Origin of the sequence: Kluyvera ascorbata ATCC 33433 (assembly GCF_000735365.1) — a bacterium.
GTDB classification, from domain to species: Bacteria; Pseudomonadota; Gammaproteobacteria; order Enterobacterales; family Enterobacteriaceae; genus Kluyvera; species Kluyvera ascorbata.
Map to the genome: position 1 here is coordinate 1 of NZ_JMPL01000080.1, position 20291 is coordinate 20291.

The 20291-nt window shown below is 56.5% G+C and carries 19 protein-coding genes; 8 read left to right on the forward strand and 11 right to left on the reverse strand.

What is annotated here, in order from left to right; genetic code table 11:
• Positions 1–2 precede the first annotated feature (2 nt).
• Entirely contained in the window at positions 3–392 is a 390-nt protein-coding gene (uspG, locus tag GKAS_RS16585; protein ID WP_035895870.1) for a universal stress protein UspG, read from the forward strand.
• A 98-nt stretch (positions 393–490) separates the two neighbouring features.
• Here uspG and ahpF read toward each other — a convergent pair whose 3' ends face one another.
• Together ahpF and ahpC are read right to left on the reverse strand one after the other, a co-directional pair.
• A complete protein-coding gene (ahpF, locus tag GKAS_RS16590) occupies positions 491–2056 on the reverse strand; it encodes an alkyl hydroperoxide reductase subunit F (RefSeq protein ID WP_035895871.1) in 1566 nt (521 codons plus the stop codon).
• A 181-nt stretch (positions 2057–2237) separates the two neighbouring features.
• Positions 2238–2801, reverse strand: coding sequence for an alkyl hydroperoxide reductase subunit C (gene ahpC / locus GKAS_RS16595; protein WP_035895873.1), 564 nt, complete (start codon positions 2799–2801; stop codon positions 2238–2240).
• Positions 2802–3576: 775 nt separating this feature from the next.
• Between ahpC and citR the strand changes: the two genes are divergently transcribed.
• The 3 genes from citR (at position 3577) to GKAS_RS16610 (ending at position 6448) form a co-directional block, all read left to right on the forward strand.
• On the forward strand, positions 3577–4503 hold the full coding sequence (gene citR, locus GKAS_RS16600; RefSeq protein ID WP_035895875.1) for a DNA-binding transcriptional repressor CitR: 927 nt from the start codon (positions 3577–3579) through the stop codon (positions 4501–4503).
• A 110-nt stretch (positions 4504–4613) separates the two neighbouring features.
• Positions 4614–5837 (forward strand): phosphoadenosine phosphosulfate reductase, encoded by a 1224-nt coding sequence (locus GKAS_RS16605; protein ID WP_035895877.1) that lies wholly within the window; start codon positions 4614–4616, stop codon positions 5835–5837.
• A complete protein-coding gene (locus GKAS_RS16610; RefSeq protein WP_035895879.1) occupies positions 5822–6448 on the forward strand; it encodes an IbrB-like domain-containing protein in 627 nt (208 codons plus the stop codon). The genes GKAS_RS16605 and GKAS_RS16610 overlap by 16 nt, the downstream gene beginning before the upstream one ends.
• Here GKAS_RS16610 and GKAS_RS16615 read toward each other — a convergent pair whose 3' ends face one another.
• The 8 genes from GKAS_RS16615 to entC all read right to left on the reverse strand — a co-directional run bounded on the left by GKAS_RS16615 (position 6449) and on the right by entC (position 15179).
• Entirely contained in the window at positions 6449–7609 is a 1161-nt protein-coding gene (locus GKAS_RS16615) for a pyridoxal phosphate-dependent aminotransferase (RefSeq protein WP_035895881.1), read from the reverse strand. It lies immediately after the preceding gene.
• A gap of 93 nt (positions 7610–7702) precedes the next feature.
• On the reverse strand, positions 7703–7900 hold the full coding sequence (locus tag GKAS_RS16620) for a YbdD/YjiX family protein (RefSeq protein ID WP_035895883.1): 198 nt from the start codon (positions 7898–7900) through the stop codon (positions 7703–7705).
• A gap of 77 nt (positions 7901–7977) precedes the next feature.
• A complete protein-coding gene (cstA, locus tag GKAS_RS16625) occupies positions 7978–10083 on the reverse strand; it encodes a pyruvate/proton symporter CstA (protein ID WP_035895885.1) in 2106 nt (701 codons plus the stop codon).
• Between the two features lie 256 nt (positions 10084–10339).
• A complete protein-coding gene (gene entH / locus GKAS_RS16630; RefSeq protein WP_035895886.1) occupies positions 10340–10753 on the reverse strand; it encodes a proofreading thioesterase EntH in 414 nt (137 codons plus the stop codon).
• Position 10754: 1 nt separating this feature from the next.
• Positions 10755–11510, reverse strand: a complete 756-nt coding sequence (gene entA / locus GKAS_RS16635; protein WP_035895888.1) for a 2,3-dihydro-2,3-dihydroxybenzoate dehydrogenase EntA — start codon at positions 11508–11510, stop codon at positions 10755–10757.
• Entirely contained in the window at positions 11510–12364 is an 855-nt protein-coding gene (locus GKAS_RS16640; protein ID WP_035895890.1) for an isochorismatase, read from the reverse strand. The genes entA and GKAS_RS16640 overlap by 1 nt, the downstream gene beginning before the upstream one ends.
• A gap of 13 nt (positions 12365–12377) precedes the next feature.
• A complete protein-coding gene (gene entE / locus GKAS_RS16645) occupies positions 12378–13988 on the reverse strand; it encodes a (2,3-dihydroxybenzoyl)adenylate synthase EntE (protein ID WP_035895891.1) in 1611 nt (536 codons plus the stop codon).
• A 9-nt stretch (positions 13989–13997) separates the two neighbouring features.
• Positions 13998–15179, reverse strand: coding sequence for an isochorismate synthase EntC (entC, locus tag GKAS_RS16650; protein ID WP_035895902.1), 1182 nt, complete (start codon positions 15177–15179; stop codon positions 13998–14000).
• 232 nt (positions 15180–15411) lie between these two features.
• On the opposite strand from entC, the gene fepB reads away from it, so the two are divergent.
• Entirely contained in the window at positions 15412–16371 is a 960-nt protein-coding gene (fepB, locus tag GKAS_RS16655) for a Fe2+-enterobactin ABC transporter substrate-binding protein (RefSeq protein WP_035895892.1), read from the forward strand.
• A 69-nt stretch (positions 16372–16440) separates the two neighbouring features.
• Here the strand turns inward: fepB and entS are convergent, their stop codons facing one another.
• Positions 16441–17679: an enterobactin transporter EntS gene (gene entS / locus GKAS_RS16660; protein WP_035895893.1), complete on the reverse strand. Its 1239-nt coding sequence runs from the start codon at positions 17677–17679 to the stop codon at positions 16441–16443.
• 110 nt (positions 17680–17789) lie between these two features.
• On the opposite strand from entS, the gene fepD reads away from it, so the two are divergent.
• From fepD to GKAS_RS16675, 3 genes are all read left to right on the forward strand, one after another.
• Complete coding sequence (gene fepD, locus GKAS_RS16665) at positions 17790–18797, forward strand: Fe(3+)-siderophore ABC transporter permease (protein WP_035895895.1); 1008 nt, start codon at positions 17790–17792, stop codon at positions 18795–18797.
• Complete coding sequence (gene fepG / locus GKAS_RS16670; RefSeq protein ID WP_035895897.1) at positions 18794–19786, forward strand: iron-enterobactin ABC transporter permease; 993 nt, start codon at positions 18794–18796, stop codon at positions 19784–19786. Before fepD ends, fepG begins: the two co-directional genes overlap by 4 nt.
• Positions 19783–20291, forward strand: a 509-nt coding sequence (locus GKAS_RS16675; protein ID WP_035895899.1) for an ATP-binding cassette domain-containing protein, incomplete at its 3' end; no start/stop codon positions are given. The genes fepG and GKAS_RS16675, both read left to right, overlap by 4 nt.

The following is a 20291-nucleotide window of genomic DNA, read 5'->3' on the forward strand; positions in this document are numbered from 1 at the left end:
AGATGGAATTGAGTGATAAAGCCGTTCGTCACGCTGAATTTTTAGCTCAGCAGGAGGGGATTATCCATCTGCTGCACGTGTTGCCCGCATCGGCAAGCTACACCATGAGCCGTTTTGCCGCCGATCTACGACGCTTTGAAGAGCATTTACAGAAAGAAGCCGAAAGCCGCTTGACCACGATGGTGAGCCATTTCTCTATTGATCCTTCCCGCATTAAGCTTCACGTTCGTCTCGGTAGCGTTCGCGATGCGGTCAATGAGCTGGCGGAAGAGCTGAATGCCGATATGGTCGTCATTGGTTCACGTAACCCGTCTATCAGCACGCACCTTCTTGGCTCTAACGCCTCAAGCGTTATCCGCCACGCGCACATCCCCGTTTTAGTCGTCAGATAATGTAGCCAGGCCAGGCGAAGTACCGCCGGGAAATAGCTAACGTATAAAAAAAGGCCACCTTTCGGTGGCCTTTGACATTGCAGGCATTGTCTTCTTTTTTATGCAGTTTTGGTACGAATCAGGTAGTCAAATGAACTCAGTGACGCCTTCGCACCTTCGCCAGTGGCGATAATAATCTGTTTGTACGGCACGGTGGTGCAGTCGCCCGCGGCGAATACGCCCTTCACGTTAGTTTCGCATTTCGCATCAATAATGATTTCGCCCATGCGATTGCGCTCAATGGTGCCTTCGAGCCAATTGGTGTTTGGCAGCAGACCAATCTGGACAAAGATACCCGCCAGCGCAACGTGATGCTCATCGCCGGTCACACGGTCACGATACTGCAGTCCGGTCACCTTGCTGCCGTCGCCTTTCACTTCAGTGGTCTGCGCGTTCAGAATAATGTCGACGTTTTTCAGGCTGCGCACTTTATCCTGCAGCACCTGGTCAGCCTTCATTTCTGGCGCAAACTCAAGCAGAGTCACGTGTTCAACAACACCGGCCAGATCGATAGCCGCTTCCACGCCGGAGTTACCGCCGCCGATCACCGCCACGCGTTTGCCTTTAAACAGCGGGCCGTCACAGTGTGGGCAGTAGGTCACACCTTTGGTGCGATACTGATCTTCACCCGGAACGTTCATGTTACGCCATTTTGCACCGGTCGCAATGATAATGCTGCGTGCTTTCAGCACCGCGCCAGAAGCAGTTTCAATCTGATGCAGGCCGCCTTCAACCGCGGCAGGAATCAATTTAGACGCGCTCTGGGAGTCAATCACGTCCACGTCGTACTCGCTCACGTGCGCCTTCAATGCGCCAGCCAGCTTCTGACCTTCGGTTTTTGGCACCGAGATATAGTTTTCAATATCGACGGTATCCAACACCTGGCCGCCAAAACGTTCGCCCATCAGACCAGTACGGATACCTTTACGCGCAGAGTAAACCGCTGCCGCTGCGCCGGACGGGCCGGAGCCGACAATCAGCACATCATAAGCATCACGTTTGTTCAGCTCTTCCGCTGCACGTTTTTCCGCGCCGGTATCTACTTTGGCAACGATTTCTGCCAGCGTCATACGACCCTGACCAAATTCCTGACCGTTCATAAACACCGCCGGAACGCCCATGACGTTACGATCGGTGATTTCGTTCTGGTAGGTCCCGCCGTCAATCGCCGTATGTTTGATGCGCGGATTCAGTACCGCCATCAGGTTCAGCGCCTGCACCACGTCAGGGCAGTTGTGGCAAGAGAGCGAGTAGTAAGTTTCAAACTCAAAATCGCCGTCGATATCGCGGATCTGTTCCAGCAGAGACTGCGCTTCTTTCGACGGATGGCCGCCGGTCCACAGCAGCGCCAGCACCAGCGAGGTGAACTCGTGGCCCAGCGGGGAACCTGCAAAGCGTGGACCCTGTTGGGAACCTGGATTAGTAATCAGGAACGATGGCTTACGTACCGCGAGCGTGTTGTCTTCTTTAAAGGTGACTTTGTCTGACAGTTCAGCGATTTCAGCCAACAGTTCCTTGATCTCTGCCGATTTAGCGCTGTCATCCAGCGTGGCAATCAGCTCAACAGGTTTGGTCAGCTTCTCAAGATAAGCCTTGAGCTGGGTTTTCATGTTGGTGTCGAGCATTTTTATCTCCTGGGCTTAAAACATCATCATGCAAGCGGCCAGATACGAGCTGCGTGTAAGCAACTTGCATCATGATGCTGGAATAAAACAGGCGCAGAGGTGCGCCTGTGGGATACCGGATGGCACTTCGTTTATCCGGCCTACATACTGTAGGCCAGTGCCGTGCCATCGAGCAGACGACTTAGATTTTGCCGACCAGGTCCAGAGATGGAGCCAGAGTGGCTTCGCCTTCTTTCCATTTAGCCGGGCAAACTTCGCCTGGGTGGGAAGCAACATACTGAGCCGCTTTGATTTTACGCAGCAGGTCAGATGCGTCACGGCCGATACCTTCAGCGGTAACTTCGATAGCCTGGATGATACCCTGTGGGTCAACAACGAAGGTGGCACGGTCAGCCAGGCCTTCATCTTCACGCATGTTGTCGAAGTTACGGGTCAGGGCGCCAGTCGGGTCACCGATCATCGCGTATTTGATTTTCGCGATGGTGTCAGAGCTGCTGTGCCATGCTTTGTGGGTGAAGTGGGTATCGGTAGATACGGAGTACACGTCCACGCCCAGTTTCTGCAGTTCTTCGTAATGGTCTGCTACGTCGCCCAGTTCGGTTGGGCATACGAAGGTGAAGTCAGCCGGGTAGAAGAAGAAGACGCTCCAGCGACCTTCGGTATCTTTCTCAGTAACTTCTACGAATTCACCGTTTTTGAACGCCTGGTTTTTGAAAGGTTTGATTTTAGTATTAATTAAAGACATCGAGTACTTCCTCCGTGTTTTCGTTGAGGTCTAAGTTAACGACTTTTTCCTGATTCGACCAATGCGTTTACATTATCAAATCAATAAGCGTTATCTAACAACCGGAACAAGACAGCTTTGTGAACCCATGTTGAGAGTGCGCACGATTCGCTCATCCTCAAAAGTAAAAAGGCCGCAACACGGCGGCCCTGTTACCTGAATTCCCAGCAGGTGAATTCAGCGCCAGCAGCGCTGGCATGTTGTTGCGCTCTCTATCACCTTAAACAAAGGTGTTAACAGCGTCTTGATTACATCACCCGGATCCGCAAAGGGCAATCAACCTGCCGTCGATCTTCTCTATGGCTGTGATAGGCTACGCCGTTTATTGCAGATTACCCACTGATTTTACATTGCTTTTCCATGAAAAAGCCTTCTTTACCACCATCGTTATAGCGCGATTGAGGTGCCCACGAACATGTCGCGGTGAAGTGGGTGAAATGTGTAGGTTGTCAAATCGTCAACTTAATACCCAGATATTTTACATAGAGGACAATTATATTTTGCATATCGTTATATTGAGGATTGAATATGACAAAAGCCATATTATATTGAAACAAAGCATTTGTTACATAAATTATATTTAAATTTAGAATAATAAGCTTACTTTAATTAGCAGTGGATAAACTTAGTTCTATGATATATATTTAGAAATAGTTTAACCACATTGTAGTTTTTCGAACACATGGATTGTGACGGATGGAGCAAAAGACAGCTTCATTCAACATAAGGAATAACAATGGCCAACCTCTATAATCTCAAGAGATTCGATCTCAACCTGCTCGTTATTTTTGAGTGCATCTATCAAAATCTGAGCATCAGCAAAGCTGCAGAAACCTTATTTATCACCCCATCTGCAGTAAGCCAATCGTTACAACGACTGCGCGTGCAATTAAATGATCCTTTATTTGTGCGTTCAGGTAAAGGGATATCCCCCACTACCGTGGCGGTAAATTTGCATCTGCATTTGACGGAAAACCTGAACAGTATTGAACAGACAATTAACATTACGGGAAAAAGCAATCTCAAAAAACGTTTTGTCGTTTACGGCCCACAATTTCATGCCTCGCCAAAGATGACCCGCTTTATGGACATCCTGCTTGAAGATCCCAATCTTGAGGTGGTTTATCATGATACGGCAGCGGAAACGGATAGCATTGAAGATATTATGAACTATCGCAAAGCTGACGTAGTGTTCACCATGGAGGCATGCCACAATCGAGCACTGGTAAGCGTACCGTTTTGGGATTGTCCTGTCGTGCTGGTATGCCGTAAAGATCACCCTCGTTTGGATAATACTGCTACACCACAAGACCTTGTAAAGGAACGGTTTGCGCTATTTCAAACCCATGAACAGCAGGTCAAGGAATTTCGAACGGTCAATAATATCGCGGGCTTAGCTGAAAGGGATATTGCTTTTACCTCATCCTCCCTGATGACCATTTTCAATATAGTCCATCAGAGTGATTTGGTAGGTTTTGTACCAAAACTTATGTACGAAGTATTGAAAGACACGCTTAATCTAAAAGAGATATCAGGACTTTCACCGCTTCCTACGTTTACCATATACATGGTTTATAGCCGTGCATCGCTGAGCTCACCTTTTTTTTCAGGTATTATGAACAAAGTTAAGCATCACAAATTAATTCATGAGGCCGATATTTAAAGTGCGAAACATACCCCAAGAGAATGTATTATCTTATTTATTACTCCTCATAATAGCGTACTATAACCAGCATCTTTTTAGACATCATCGCCATAAAGGATTGCTGATTTATGTCAATCACAAAACTCCCCTTACCCCTCTCCGTGCTGGAGGCTGGTCGGGAACGAATAAACTGGACGTTGAATAACTTACCCCGCGTTTGCATTTCTTTTTCCGGCGGAAAAGATTCAACGGTAATGCTACATTTAGCGGCAGAACAGGCCCGCCAGAATGGCAAGAAATTCAGCGTGCTGTTTATAGATTGGGAAGCTCAATTTTCCTATACCATCACCCACTGTCAGAAATTACGCGAGCGCTATAGTGACGTCATTGAGACTTTTTATTGGGTTGCGCTACCGCTGACAACCCAAAACTCACTGACCCAATTTGATCCCGAGTGGCAGTGCTGGGAGCCAGGCGCCAAATGGGTCAGACAGCCTCCTGAAGATGCGATTACCGACCCCGACTTTTTCCCTTTTTATGAACAGGGTATGTCCTTCGAACTATTTGTGCAGAAGTTTGCCGATTGGTTTTCACAGCAGCGTCCAGCCGCCGTGATGGTTGGGATTCGTGCCGACGAATCTTACAACCGCTTCTTGACCATCGCCTCGCAGCGCAAACGCCGTTTTGCCGATGATAAGCCCTGGACTACCGTCGCGCCGGGCAATCATGCCTGGTACGTCTACCCGATCTATGACTGGAAAACGGCGGATATCTGGACCTGGTTTGCCAAAAGTAAGCAGCCCTACAACCCGCTCTATGACCTGATGTATCAGGCGGGTGTGCCGCTGCGCTACATGCGTATCTGCGAGCCTTTTGGGCCGGAGCAGCGCCAGGGATTGTGGCTCTATCACGTCCTCGAGCCTGAACGCTGGGCCGCCATGTGCCAGCGGGTTAGCGGCGCGCACAGCGGCGGTATTTATGCCGGTCAGGATAATCAGTTCTACGGCCATCGCAAAATCGAAAAACCGGAGAATTACAGCTGGCGCAGCTACGCTCATTTCCTGCTGTACAGCATGCCGGAAGCCACCGCCGAGCACTATCGCAACAAAATAGCCGTCTATCTTCACTGGTATCAAAAACAGGGATGGGAAGATATCCCGGATAGCCAGGAGAAAGACCTCGGCGCTAAAGACATTCCATCATGGCGACGAATCTGCAAAGTCTTATTAAACAATGATTACTGGTGCCGGATGCTCTCTTTCAGCCCAACAAAAGCCAGCCACTATCAACGGTATCGCACGCGCATGGGACAGAAGCGTCAACAATGGGGGTTACTATGCAACAAAGACTGATTGCCCAACTGCAAGGCTATCTAAAGACCTTAACGGATGATGAAAAAATCGAAGCAATTAACCAGTTTCGACAAGCATTGCATGAGGAGAGCCCATTTCGCGACCAGCCAATTGACTGCGTATTGTGGGTGAAAGAAGAGCAGGTTTCACCGAATAACTACAACCCCAACAATATGGCGCCGCCGGAAAAACGGTTGCTGACCAAATCACTTGAAGCCGACGGTTTTACTCAACCTATTGTGGTGATTGAAAAAAGTAGTAACGCCTATGAAATTGTCGATGGTTTCCACCGCCATCTGCTATCGCAATCAAAAGCATCACTGAAAAAACGCTTTCACGGTTATCTACCGGTTACACAGCTAGAGAAGAGCGATCGCTCGCAGCCATCCCGGATGGCGGCTACCATTCGCCACAACCGTGCACGCGGTCGCCATCAGATAGGCGCGATGTCCGACATCGTGCGCGAGCTAAGCCAGCTCGGCTGGGAAGATGAGAAAATCGGTCAGGAACTGGGCATGGATGCCGATGAAATTCTGCGTCTTAAGCAGATTAACGGCCTGTGCGAACTGTTTGGTAATCGCCAGTACTCACAGGCCTGGACGGTTAAATAGCTACAGCTTGCGCAGACGCTCGGCGGCGGCCAGCAGCGTCGCTTCCTGCTTGGCAAAGCACAGACGAATCAGCTTATACGGGAACGGCGCCGCGCAGAAGACCGACAGCGGGATCGCCGCGACGCCCACTTCGGTGGTCAGCCACTGGCAAAAACTGACATCATCAAGGTCAGAAATCGCGCTGTAATCGACCAGCAGGAAATAGGTTCCTTCGCACGGCAACAGCTTCAGTCGGCTCTGGCTGAGTGCATCAATAAACAAGTCACGGCGCGCCCGATAAAAATCGGGCAACTGCCGGTAGTGTTCAGGTTCAGCGCGCAGCATATCCGCCAGTGCCAGCTGTGCTGGGGTATTAACGGCAAAGGTCAGATATTGATGCACCTTACGCAGCTCGGCGCTTATCGGCGCGGGTGCGACGCAGTACCCTACCTTCCAGCCGGTCATATGATAGGTTTTACCAAACGATGAAACCGCCACCGCCCGCTCGCGAAGCTGCGGATGCGCCAGCACGCTGGCGTGTCCGGCTTCGCTAAAGCAAATATGTTCATACACTTCATCGCTGAGCACGTAGATTTCCCGCCCGGCAATCGCCTGCCATAGCGCATCGAAATCTGCCGCCTGCCAGACGGTTGCCGAAGGGTTATGCGGGGTGTTAAGGATAACCAGCCGGGTGTTATCGCTAAGCGTGTCGGCAAATTCCTGCCAGTCGACGCGGAAATGCGGTGGCTGTAACGCGATACGCTTGACGATGCCGCCGGAAAGTTCGACCGCGGGGGCATAGCTGTCATAACTTGGGTCGAAACAAATAACCTCATCACCGTTACGCACCAGCGCCGTAATCGCGGCGTACAGCGCTTCGGTCGCCCCGGCGGTGACCGTAATGTCGCTATTCACATCCGGCGAGTGACCGTATAGCGCGAGCGTTTTCTCGGCAATCGCTTCACGCAGCGCCAGCACGCCGGTCATCGGCGCATACTGGTTCGCGCCTGCGGCAACATGGTGCGCCAGACGCGCCTGAAGATAAGATGGGCCATCAAAATCGGGAAATCCCTGTGAGAGGTTAATCGCCTGGTGCTGCTGCGCCAGCGCGCTCATCTGGGTGAAAATGGTGGTACCGAGGTTAGGTAACTTGCTTTGTGGGATAAGTTGCTTATTCGTCATTCTGCGCCTGCCGCTCGTGATGCCAAAATTAACATCAATATAACACGGCGAACGCGTTTGGCAATCGAGACGTTTAGATGTCTAAATAAAACATTAACAGCACTTCGCGCCGCCCTTTCCGCCGTATCGTGCGTCCTGGCGGTCGCGGAAAAACTCCTCATAGGTCATTGGCGTCTGGTCAGGATGCGTGATGCGCATATGCTCGACGTAGTTGTCGTAGTCCGGCACGCCTATCATCATTTTGGCCGCCTGACCGAGGTATTTTCCGGCTTTCGAGAGAGTATCAAACATCGTTTTTGTCCTTTGGGTAAACCCGGCGTCGCTGCGCTCGGCCGGGCTACAACATCATCAAACAGCACGTAAAGACATTAATGCGCGCGTCTCGCCTGCGCCACCAGATTCTCAGCATCCGCCGGCATCGGCTCGTACGGGGTCTCTTTGGCCGTCGGTTTGTCCTCTTTCAGCGCCGCCAGCGCGGTTTTGAGTGAGAACAGCGCCAGCACCACAACCACCACCATAAAGAAAATGGTCAGACCGGCATCAAGACGGTTGTTAAACACCAGCTGCGCCAGCTGCGACTCGGTGTACTGCGGCGGAATATTACCGCTGTCGATCATCGCCTGGAACTTGTTGGCAATCGCCAGGAAGCCCACGCGGGTATCTTCGCTGAACGATTTCTGCCAGCCCGCCACCAGCGTACACACCAGCAGCCAGGACGTTGGCACCAGCGCAACCCACGCGTAGCGCTGACGTTTCATTTTGAACAGTACCACCGCACAGAGCATCAGCGCCATACCTGCCAGCATCTGGTTAGCAATCCCGAACAGCGGCCACAGCGTGTTAATGCCGCCCAGCGGGTCAACCACCCCTTGATGCAGGAAGTAGCCCCAGGCCAGCACGCAAAGCGCCGTCGCCAGCAGGTTAGCCGGCAGAGAATCGGTACGTTTAAGCCCTGGATTGATAACACCCAGCAGGTCCTGCAGCATAAAGCGCGCCGCACGGGTACCGGCATCCACCGCCGTCAGAATAAACAGCGCCTCAAACAGAATGGCGAAGTGGTACCAGAACGACACGTCCATCAGGCCACCCAGCGCCCCGTGAAGGATATAGGCCATCCCCACAGCCAGCGTCGGCGCACCGCCCGCTCGCGAGATAATCGACTGTTCACCCACTTCGTTGGCAATCTGATGCAGCAGGTCCGGCGTCACCGCAAAGCCCCAGCTACTGACTACCTGCGCCGCAGAGGCTACCACATCGACGGTACCGGCCGGTGCCAGCATCGCCATTGGGCTATTCATCGCAAAGTACACGCCCGGGTCGATAATACAGGCGGAAACCAGCGCCATAATGGCGACGAAGGATTCCATCAGCATACCGCCGTAGCCGATAAAGCAGGCCTGGTTTTCGTTCGCCAGCATCTTCGGCGTAGTGCCGGAGGCAATCAGCGCGTGGAAGCCAGAAACCGCGCCGCAGGCGATGGTAATAAACAGGAATGGGAACAGGTCGCCGGTCCAGACCGGGCCAGTGCCATCAATAAATTTGGTCAGCGCTGGCATGGTCAGCGTCGGGCGCATAATCAGAATACCAATCGCCAGCCCGACGATAGTCCCGATTTTCAGGAAGGTAGAAAGATAGTCGCGCGGTGCCAACAGCAGCCATACTGGCAGAACAGAAGCCACAAAGCCGTAGCCCACCAGCATCCAGGTCAGCTGTACGCCGGTATAGTCAAACCACGGCGCCCAGGTTTCGCTTGCCGCCACCCAACCGCCGGAAATAATGGCAAACACCAGCAGCACCAGGCCAATAACCGACACTTCGCCAATGCGTCCCGGACGCAGATAGCGAATGTAAATCCCCATAAACAGCGCCAGCGGAATGGTAAAGGCAACGGTATAGGTTCCCCACGGGCTGTGGGTCAGCGCTTTCACCACGATCATCGCCAGTACGGCCAGAATGATCACCATGATCATAAAGGTCGCCACCAGCGCAATTACGCCAGCAACCGGCCCCATCTCCTCTTTCACCAACTCGCCCAGCGAGCGGCCATCACGACGGGTAGAGACGAACAGCACCATAAAGTCCTGTACCGCACCGGCCAGCACCACCCCGGCTAACAGCCAGAGCATACCAGGCAGATAGCCCATTTGCGCCGCCAGCACCGGCCCCACCAGCGGGCCCGCCCCGGCAATTGCCGCAAAGTGGTGACCAAACAGCACCTTTTTGTCCGTCGGCACATAGTCGAGGCCGTCGTTATGACGCACGGCAGGCGTCATGCGCGTCGGGTCAACCTGCAACACCTTTTTCGCAATATAGAGGCCGTAAAAACGATAGGCGATGAGATAAACGCAGACCGACGCCACGACTATCCACAGCGCGTTGATCTGTTCACCACGGTTAAGGGCGATGTAGCCCAGGGCAAACGCTCCGACAATGGAGAGTAACGCCCATATAAGGTATTTCCCTGAATTGTTCATAGTTATTGTCCGTATCAGTAGCAGAGGATGTTACATTTTGTGTCCATGCAAGCACACTTGATTTAACAACCTTGAAACGAATATGAACAGGAACAGCACCCGACATTTACATCACATTGTTAACGGGATCACTTAAGTCAGAAAAACGGATGAGAGGTGGTGAGAAAAATTGAGACAAACCCGGCGGCGCTTCGCTTGGCCGGGCTACAATTCAGTGGTAGCCAAGCGAAGCGCCGCCGGGATCGGGCACGAAACCCTAACCGAGCACCGCCGTCCCTAACCGGCAGGTACAGCAGCGCCGCCCCTGCTCGTCAAAAACGACAATTTCCCAGCTCTGGCTCTGACGCCCCAGATGCAACGGCTGACACACCGCTCGCACCTGTCCCTGAGAAACCGGACGATGGTGCGACGCGTTAAGCTCGGTACCCACCACGCACTGTCCCTCACGGGTCATCAAAAAACCCGCCATTGAGCCCAGCGTCTCCGCCAGCGCCGCCGACGCGCCACCGTGCAACAGGCCAAAAGGCTGATGGGTGCGGCTGTCCACCGGCATCACCGCTTCCAGGCTGTCGTCGCCGATATGGGTATAAACAATCCCCAGATGCGCCACCATGGTGTTATCACTGGTGGCGTTCAGTTCATCGAGGGTTAAATGACGTTTCCAGATCATCCTACGCTCCCAGCGTTGAGCCGCCGTCCACCACGATATCCTGCAACGTGATGTGGCTGGCGCAGTTCGACGCGAGGAACAAAATGGTATTGGCAATTTCCTGCGGACGCGCGATTTTGCCAAGCGGAATGCCGAGTTTGAACTGCTCGCCAAAACCACGAATACGCTGCTGTTCAGCATCGTCGCTGACCCACAGCACCCGCTGCATATCGGTATCGGTCGAGCCCGGCGAAACGATATTACAACGCACGCCCGCGCTGGAAAGCTCCAGCCCGACGGTCAACGCCAGGCTTTTCAGCGCCGCCTTCGACGCACCATACGCGCTCATGCCGATACGCGGCGTATGCGCCGCATCTGACGCCACGGTGACTATCGCCCCGCCCTGCTGACGACGGAACTGTGCCATCGTCTGCTGGAAAAGGTTAAATGCGCCGCCGACGTTGACCGCAAAGGTCTGCTGCCAGTCGTCCAGGCTTAATGCGTCCGTGGCGCCCATGCGCAGAATCCCGGCTGCGTTGACCAGCACATCCAGCCGTTCGGTGGTGGCGAGCAGGCGCTCGCACACCTGCGCCACCTGCTGAGCATCAGCCACATTCAGCACTTCGGTGGCGAACGGATAATGCTCGCCGTTGAACGCCAGGTCGAAACCCGTCACCTTCGCGCCCGCGTCCACAAACGCCAGCGCGGTAGCGTGACCAATACCTTTCCCAGCCCCGGTCACCCACACGGTCTGACCGTTAAAATCGAACCCGGCCATTATTTCACCTCGCGGGAGAGCAGCGCCCACCAGGCGTCGATGCTTGGATTTTTTGCCAGCATCACGAAGTCGATATCGCCGTGCACTTTACGCCAGCGGGCGGCCAGCGCCATCATACGCACGGAGTCGAGACCGTAATCAATCAGATTATCATCGTCGAGCGGCTCGTCGGACTCATCCAGCAACGGCAGCACCAGCGCACGCAGTGCCTCTTTACTGGTTGGGACAGACGGCAGCAGCTCATCGGTCATCACCACGCGGCCGCTACGACCGGCAACGTATTTCAGCGACATCAGGTGCTCATCGCGGCTAAAGTCCGCCAGCGCGTCCGCCACAAAGAACGGTTTAATGTCGCGCATAAACGCATCGGTGGCGGTGGTCATGCAGCCAATGTGCGCATACACGCCGGTGATAATCAGCTGATTACGGCCGGTCTCTTTCAGCATCTGCTCCAGCGGCGAGCGGTGGAAAGCGCTGTAGCGCCACTTCACCAGCACGGTATCCTGAGTATCAGGTGCCAGCGCGGCAATCACTCGCTGTTGCTCCGGCGAGCGGGTCAGCCCCGGCCCCCACATATCGTTCAGCAGCGCGCGGTCTTCATCGCTCTGCTCTTTCGGCTGCGCGGTGTAGTACACCGGAATGCCATTTTTCTTGCAGAAGTCGCGCAGCGCAGCAATATTCGCCACCACGGTCTCCATCATTTCGCTATCGTCGCCCCAGAAGTTGAGGAAATACTCCTGCATATCGTGGATAAGCAGCGCGGCGCGCGACGGTTCAAACGCCCAGTTAACCTTGTTTTCGGGAAGATCCAGCGCGGTTGGCAGCGCGTAGCCCTGTAATTTTGGAATCGCCATGTTGTTCTCTCCTTCAGCCCTGCGAGCGGCTCGCCAGCCACTGACGTAATTGTTTTTTATCGACTTTACCGACGTGGGTCAGCGGCAGTTCATCTACGCACTCGACGCGGTCAGGCAGTTTAAATTCGGCCACCCCCTGCTCGCGCAGGAAACGGCGGACGGCAACGGCGCGCAACGGCGATTTCACCACCAGATACGCGCAGCTTTTCTCGCCGAGCAGGCTGTCTTCCATGCTGACCAGCGCCGCGTAGACCACCGCGTCATGACGCAGCAGCAGGTTCTCAATCTCTTCAGCGGCAATCTTCTCGCCGCCGCGGTTAATCTGATCTTTCTCGCGCCCTTCGACGGTGATGTAACCGTCCTCGTCGATGGAGATAAGATCGCCCGAGCAGTAAAAACCGTCGGCATCAAAGGCGCTGGCGTTGTGCTGCGGGCTTTTGTAATAGCCGCGGAAGGTATACGGGCCACGTGTCATCAGGCGGCCAACCTCACCGCGCGGCAGCGGGTTACCGTCAGCATCCGCCACCCACACTTCGTCGTCCGGACACATCGGGTAACCCTGGGTGTTGAGGATCTTCTCCTCTGAATCGTCCAGACGGGTGTAGTTCACCAGCCCTTCCGCCATGCCGAAGACCTGCTGCAACTGGCAGCCAATCTCCGCCGGAATGCGCCCCGCCAACGTCGCAGAAAGGCGCGCACCGCCCACCTGTAACAGCGTCAGCGAACGTAGCTGGGCGTTGCTGCCCCACTCGTTAATCGCCTGCAACCAAAGGCTGACGGCAGGCGGCACCAGCGCCGCCACGTTGACCTGATGCTTTTCAATCAGCGGGAAGCAAAGCGTCGCGCTCGGGTCCGCCGCCAGCACCACCGTACCTTGCGCCAGGAAAACGCCCAGCGCGCCAGGCGAGCTCATGGCGTAGTTATGCGCCGACGGGATCGCGCACAGATAGCGCGTCTGCGCATCAAAGCGGCAAATCTCATTACTGCGGCGAATGCTGTAGTAATAGTCGTTATGGGTGCGGGGGATAAGCTTCGGCGTGCCGGTACTGCCGCCGGAAAGCTGAAAAAAGGCCACTTCGTCAGCGGCGGTCGGCGTTGGGGTAAAGTCGGCCGCCGGGCGCGCAATCGCCGCCTCCAGCGCGTGTTCTCCCTCACCTTTACGCAGCAGCACCATGCGCAATGAGCGATGCTGTTCGCAAAAAGCGTTGAGGAAACTATCGTCACCAAACAGCGTATGCGAACGGTCGGCAATCAGCGCTGCCGGGGCTATTTGCTCAGCGTAGGCGTTCAGCTCGCTGCGCTGATGGCTGAACAGCGCGTTCACCGGCGCAACGCCGATTTTCAGCAGCGCAAACAGCGTAATGTAAAACTCGGCGATGTTGCCCAACTGCACCAGCGCGGTTTCGCCACGCTTAAGGCCTTTGTGCTGCAACGAGGCCGCCAGGTTATCAACATAGTGATTCAACTGGCGATAGCTAATCTGATGGTCGCCATCAATCACCGCAATCGCGTCGCTATCCGCGTGGCGGGTCAGTATTTCGGTCAGCGGCAGATCCTGCCAGTAGCCTTTTTCGCGGTAGCGCGCCGCCAGCGCGTCCGGCCAGCGGGTAAATTCCACGGTCATTCTGGTTCCTTAATGCAGGCCGAAAACATTCAGCATGGTCGAAAGTTTGACGCCGGTTTCACGCCATTCGGACTCCGGCGATGACGCAGGCACAATGCCCGCTCCGGCAAACAGGCGGACGCTATTGGCTTTGACGCGCGCGCAGCGGATAGTCACCACCCACTCGCCGTTACCTTCGGCGTCACACCAACCGACAATACCGCCGAACAGATCGCGCTCGAACGGCTCCAGTTCAGCAATCAGCTGCTTCGCCGCTTCGTGCGGGAAACCGCTCAGCGCAGGCGTTGGGTGCAGCAGGCAGGCGAGCGTCAGCGCGTTTTCTTCCGCTTTGGCCTGGCCTTCAATTGGTGTGGCGAGATGCCACAGGGTTGGCGTGGTGATCAGCTGCGGCGTGCTCGGCAGCGTGAGCTGTAGGCTACGTGGCGCCAGCGTCTTTTTCATCGACTGGGTCACCAGCTCGTGCTCATGACGATCTTTTTCCGAGGCCAGCAGGCGGTTGCCCGCTTCACGATCCAGCATATCGTCCGGCTGACGGCGCGCGGAGCCCGCCAGCGGCAGCGAATGGAACATCGCCCCCTCTTTGCGCAGCAGCAGTTCCGGACTCGCGCCAAGCAGTACGCCGCCGTCCGGTAGCGGGACGTGGAAGTTAAAGCTCGCCGGGTTTTGCGCCACCAGACGCTCCAGCAGCGCGCCGCTGTCGAGGGCCTGCTCGGCTTCAATATCAATCAGGCGGGAAAGCACCACTTTGTTGACCTGAGGCGTGGCGGTCAGCTCTGCCGCACGCGCCACCATATCGAGGAACACCGGGCTTTCGGGGATCTCCTGGCGCGCCACTACGCTCAGCGGTTCACGTGAAGCATGATAGCGAGAGGAGTGTTGTTTTGCGGTGCGTACAAACGCCTCGCAGCGTTCAGGAATAAACAGCGCGGAAGGCTGCGTGGTATCGAACGGGATGGCGCCAACCATCACCGGATTGGCAATCCCGGCGGCTTTTGCTTCAGCAAATGCCGAGGCTAAACCCTGCTGGAACGCGCTATCTGGCGCATCGCCGCCTTCAGCCGGGCAGGTAAAGCGCTGGAAGCAGCCTGAGGTGGTAAAACTGCGGTACGGCGACATAAAGAAAAAGTTATCAGCCGAGACAGCAGCATGATGGTGTTGTTCTTGTTCATCCGCAGCAAGTGACGTTTCCATATCATCCTCCAAAACGATAAAGATATTACGAATAATTATCATTTATATTTTGGTTGAGTAACCTAAAAGTTAACGCCCCGTATGTCAACAGCGTGAAGCAGCATCTTGTGCTTAATACTCACCTCGTACCCCTGATATTGCCCTTCCCGGCAACGGCAAGAGGACTTGCATCTATCGCCGACAATAGTTGAAAATGAGAAGCATTAACTAACAACCATCAGGACGTTTACCCGTGAACTTCTCCGCTTTATGGCGTACCGTGGCGCTCATCGCCGGTTTCAGTGTTTTAGGAATATCCTCAACTCAGGCCGCCGAGTGGCCGCGTCAGATTACCGATAGCCGCGGCGTGCATACGCTGGAACAGAAGCCGACGCGCATTGTTTCCACCAGCGTGACCCTGACCGGTTCCCTGCTGGCGATTGACGCGCCGGTGATTGCCAGCGGCGCCACCACGCCGAATAACCGCGTAGCGGATGCCCAGGGCTTCCTGCGTCAATGGGGCGATGTGGCGAAAGCGCGCAAGGTCTCCCGTCTCTATATCGGTGAACCGAGCGCCGAAGCCGTGGCCGCGCAGATGCCAGACCTGATTCTTATCAGCGCCACCGGCGGCGACTCCGCGCTGGCGCTCTACGATCAGCTCTCCACCATCGCCCCGACGCTTATCGTCAACTACGACGATAAAAGCTGGCAGGCGTTACTGACCGAGCTCGGCACCATGACCGGGCAGGAAAAACAGGCCGCCGCGCGTATTGCCGAGTTTGATAAGCAGTTGGCAACGGTGAAGCAGCAGATGAAATTACCGCCGCAGCCGGTAAGCGCGCTGGTTTATACCGCCGCCGCACATAGCGCCAACCTATGGACCAGCGAGTCAGCCCAGGGGCAATTCCTCTCCCAGCTCGGCTTTACGCTCGCCACCCTGCCGGAAGGCCTGCACGCCAGCCAAAGCCAGGGGAAACGTCATGACATCATCCAGCTTGGCGGTGAAAATCTGGCAACCGGTCTGAACGGCAACAGCCTGTTCCTGTTCGCCGGTGACCAGAAAGACGTGGACGCGATTTACGCCAACCCACTGCTGGCGCACCTGCCAGCGGTGAAAGAGAAACGCGTTTATGCGTTGGGCACCGAGACATTCCGCCTCGATTATTACAGCGCGACGCGGGTGTTAGCGCGGCTGTCGGCGATGTTTGGTTAAGCCCCGAGCCCGGTCCCGGCGACGCTTCGCTTGGCCGGGCTACTGAAACGTGTAGCCCGGACGAGGCGGTTACGCCGACTCCGGGATCTCGCGCCGGAACCGCCGCAGCTCGCCCAACACCAACAGCAAAATCCCGCCAACAACCGCCAGCCCCCAGCCGCTCACGCTTGCCGAGGCTACCGGCGTCAGCATCGCCCCCAGCCCGCCGAGCAGCGCCGCGCCGATGGCATCGCCGGTCACGTTCTGCGCCGTCCACAGCCCGTTAATACGCCCGAGCATCGCTTCCGGCGTCTGGGTCTGAATCAACGTGTATTGCAGCAGCGAACTGATGGCGCTCAGCCAGCCAAACAGCGCCAGACACACCATCCCCAGCGCCCAGTGCGGCATCATGGCAAACAGCCCAATCGCCACAAACGCGCCGACCGTCGCCAGCAGCATGACCCAGCCCGGACGCTCGCTCTGCGCGAGTCGTCCGCTGGTGAGCGCACCGAAAGCCGCCCCTAGCGGAATTGCCGCATACAGCAGGCCAATCGATGCCGCCGGCATCTGCCAGCCCTGCGCCAGCGCGGGGTAAAGTACGCGAACGGCGCTGGCCATCGTCACCAGCCCACCCAGCAGCGCAATGCCGCCAATCAGCGGGCTACTGAGCAGAAAGCGGAACCCGGCCACCAACGAAGTGAACGGATGTTCGCGCGGCTGCGGCGGCGGTGGCAGCTGCGGTAAACGCAGTAGCGTTAACGTGGTAATAAAGGTGCCCAGCGCCGCCAGCAGGTAGTTCCACGAGACCCCGCCGGAGGCCAGCAACAGGCCGCCGACCATCGGCGAAATCACCGAGCCCAGGCGCACCGTCAGCATGGTGATCGCTCCCGCCTGCATCAGGTTTTCACGCCCAACCAGCGCAGGCGTTGCCGCCAGCAGCGCCGTCACGCCGAGCGAAGCGAAGAAACCATCCCATAACCCCAGCAGATAAATCGCCACCAGCGACGGCTCCGGCAGCATCGCGTTCAGCCACAGGCCGATAAACCCTACGCCGCAGGTACCGCGCGCCAGCAGAATCAGCTTGCGGCGCTCGTAACGGTCAGCCAGCACGCCGCCGACCATCAGCCCGACGAACATCGCCCCGCCGGTCAGCGTGACCGAGAGTCCCACCTGCCAGGTGGAGTGGGTCATCATCTGGATTTGAACGGGTATCGCAACGCCGAGCAGGCCAAGCGAGAGGATAGAGATAAAGCGAGCGATAAAGACGGCGCGAAAGGCCGGATGCGTTTTTAGCAGGCTCAGATTCAGCAGCCAGGATTGTCGATTCATTACAAAACCTTGAACGTTTTTTCTTACCCTTTCCGAGGGCGCTCATGCTAACATAAGAGAATAAGATAGATAACGATAATTAATATCATTATCAAATCAGGGATGTCGCCATGTCGTTTTCCACCCCGGTGCTGCGCGCCCTTGCGCTGCCTGGATTGTTGATACTGCTGTTTCTCGCCGCCACGCTCAGTTTATTGATTGGTGCTAAACCGCTCCCGGTTCACGTCGTCGTCGACGCGCTCAGCGGCACCTGCCAGAGCGCCGACTGCATCATCGTGCTTGATGCCCGACTGCCGCGAACGCTGGCCGGTCTGCTCGCCGGTGGTGCCCTGGGGCTTGCCGGCGCGCTGATGCAAACCCTCACCCGCAACCCGCTCGCCGACCCCGGTATTCTGGGCGTCAACGCCGGAGCCAGCTTTGCTATCGTGTTGGGTGCGGCGCTGCTCGGCATTACCTCACCGCAGGAACAGCTAGCGATGGCCTTTTGCGGCGCGCTGGTCGCCTCATTAATTGTCGCCTTTACCGGCAGCCAGGGCGGCGGCCAGCTAAGCCCGGTGCGCCTGACGCTGGCGGGCGTGGCGCTCGCCGCCGTACTGGAAGGTTTCTCCAGCGGTATCGCCTTGCTCAATCAGGATGTCTACGATCAGTTGCGCTTCTGGCAGGCCGGTTCACTGGATATTCGCACCCTGCAAACGCTAAAAACGGTGCTAATCCCGGTGCTGGTTGCCGGTGCCGTCGCGCTAATGATGAGCCGCTCGCTCAATAGTCTGAGCCTCGGTGCCGACACCGCGACCGCACTTGGCAGTAAAGTCGCGCGTACGCAAATCATGGGTCTGCTGGTGATCACCATCCTGTGCGCCAGCGCGACTTCGGTGGTGGGCCCAATCGCCTTTATTGGCCTGATGATGCCGCATATTTCCCGCTGGCTGGTCGGTTCGGATCACCGCTGGTCGCTCCCGGTTACCCTACTTGCCACCCCTTCGTTGCTGCTGTTTGCCGATATTATTGGCCGCCTGCTGGTGCCCGGCGAACTGCGCGTATCGGTGGTCAGCGCCTTTATCGGCGCGCCGGTGCTGATTTTCCTCGTTCGTCGTAAATCGAACGGAGGTGGCCGATGAACGCCCCTTCTCGTCGTCTGGTGGCAAGCTGTCTGCTGCTGGTTGCCGCGTGCATGCTGCTCACGCTGCTGAGCCTGCGCAGCGGCGCGGTCACGCTGGAATTTTCACAAATCTTCGCTGCGCTGTTCGGTGATGCGCCGCGCGCCATCACGCTGGTTGTTACCGAGTGGCGTCTGCCCCGCGTGCTGATGGCGTTATTGATTGGCGCGGCGCTTGGCGTCAGCGGCGCGATTTTCCAGTCGCTGATGCGCAACCCGCTGGGCAGCCCGGACGTAATGGGCTTTAACACCGGGGCATGGAGCGGCGTTCTGGTCGCGCTGGTTTTCTTCGGCCAGAACCTCACCACCATCACCCTCGCCGCCATGGCGGGCGGTATCGCTACCTCGCTTATCGTCTGGGCGCTGGCGTGGCGCGACGGCATTGAAACCTTCCGGCTAATTATTATCGGTATCGGCATCCGCGCGATGCTGATGGCCTTCAACACCTGGCTGCTGCTACGCGCGTCGCTTGAGACCGCCGTCTCCGCTGGGCTGTGGTTTGCAGGTTCACTCAACGGCATGACGTGGGCCAAAATCTGGCCCGCCGCGCCGATGATGGTCGTTGCCCTCGCCTGTTCGGCGCTCTTAGTGCGCCGTCTGCGTCTGTTAGAAATGGGCGACGACAGCGCCTGTGCGCTGGGGGTTCGCGTTGAGTATTCCCGCCTGCTGCTGATGCTGGTCGCCGTGGTGCTAACCGCCGCCGCGACCGCACTCGCTGGGCCCATTTCCTTTATTGCGCTGGTCGCCCCCCATATCGCCCGCCGCTTGAGCGGCACCGCGCGCTGGGGGTTAACTCAGGCAGCGCTCTGCGGCGCGCTGCTGCTGGCTGCCGCCGATTACTGCGCCCAGCAGCTGTTCTTGCCTTACCAGCTTCAGGTGGGCGTGGTCACCGTTAGCCTTGGCGGTATCTACCTCATCGTGCTGCTTATTCAGGAGTCTCGTAAAAAATGACCGACACCGTCGCTCGCCTGCGCGGCGAGGCGTTAACCCTCGCCTACGGTAAAAAAACCATCGCCGAGTCGCTGAACGTCACCATCCCTGACGGTCATTTCACCGCCATTATCGGCCCCAATGGCTGCGGGAAATCAACCCTGCTGCGCACGCTCAGCCGCCTGATGACACCGGTTCACGGCCACGTGTATCTCGATGGCGAAGAGATACAGCGCTACGCCAGCAAAGAGGTAGCGCGTCGCATCGGCCTGCTGGCGCAAAACGCCACGACGCCGGGTGATATTTCGGTGCAGGAGCTGGTTGCCCGTGGGCGCTACCCGCACCAGCCGCTGTTTACCCGCTGGCGGCAAGAAGATGAGGACGCGGTACAGCGGGCGATGCAGGCCACCGGCATTATGAATCTGGCGAGCCAGAGTGTCGATACGCTCTCCGGCGGCCAACGTCAGCGCGCGTGGATAGCCATGGTGCTGGCGCAGGACACGTCGATTATGCTGCTCGACGAGCC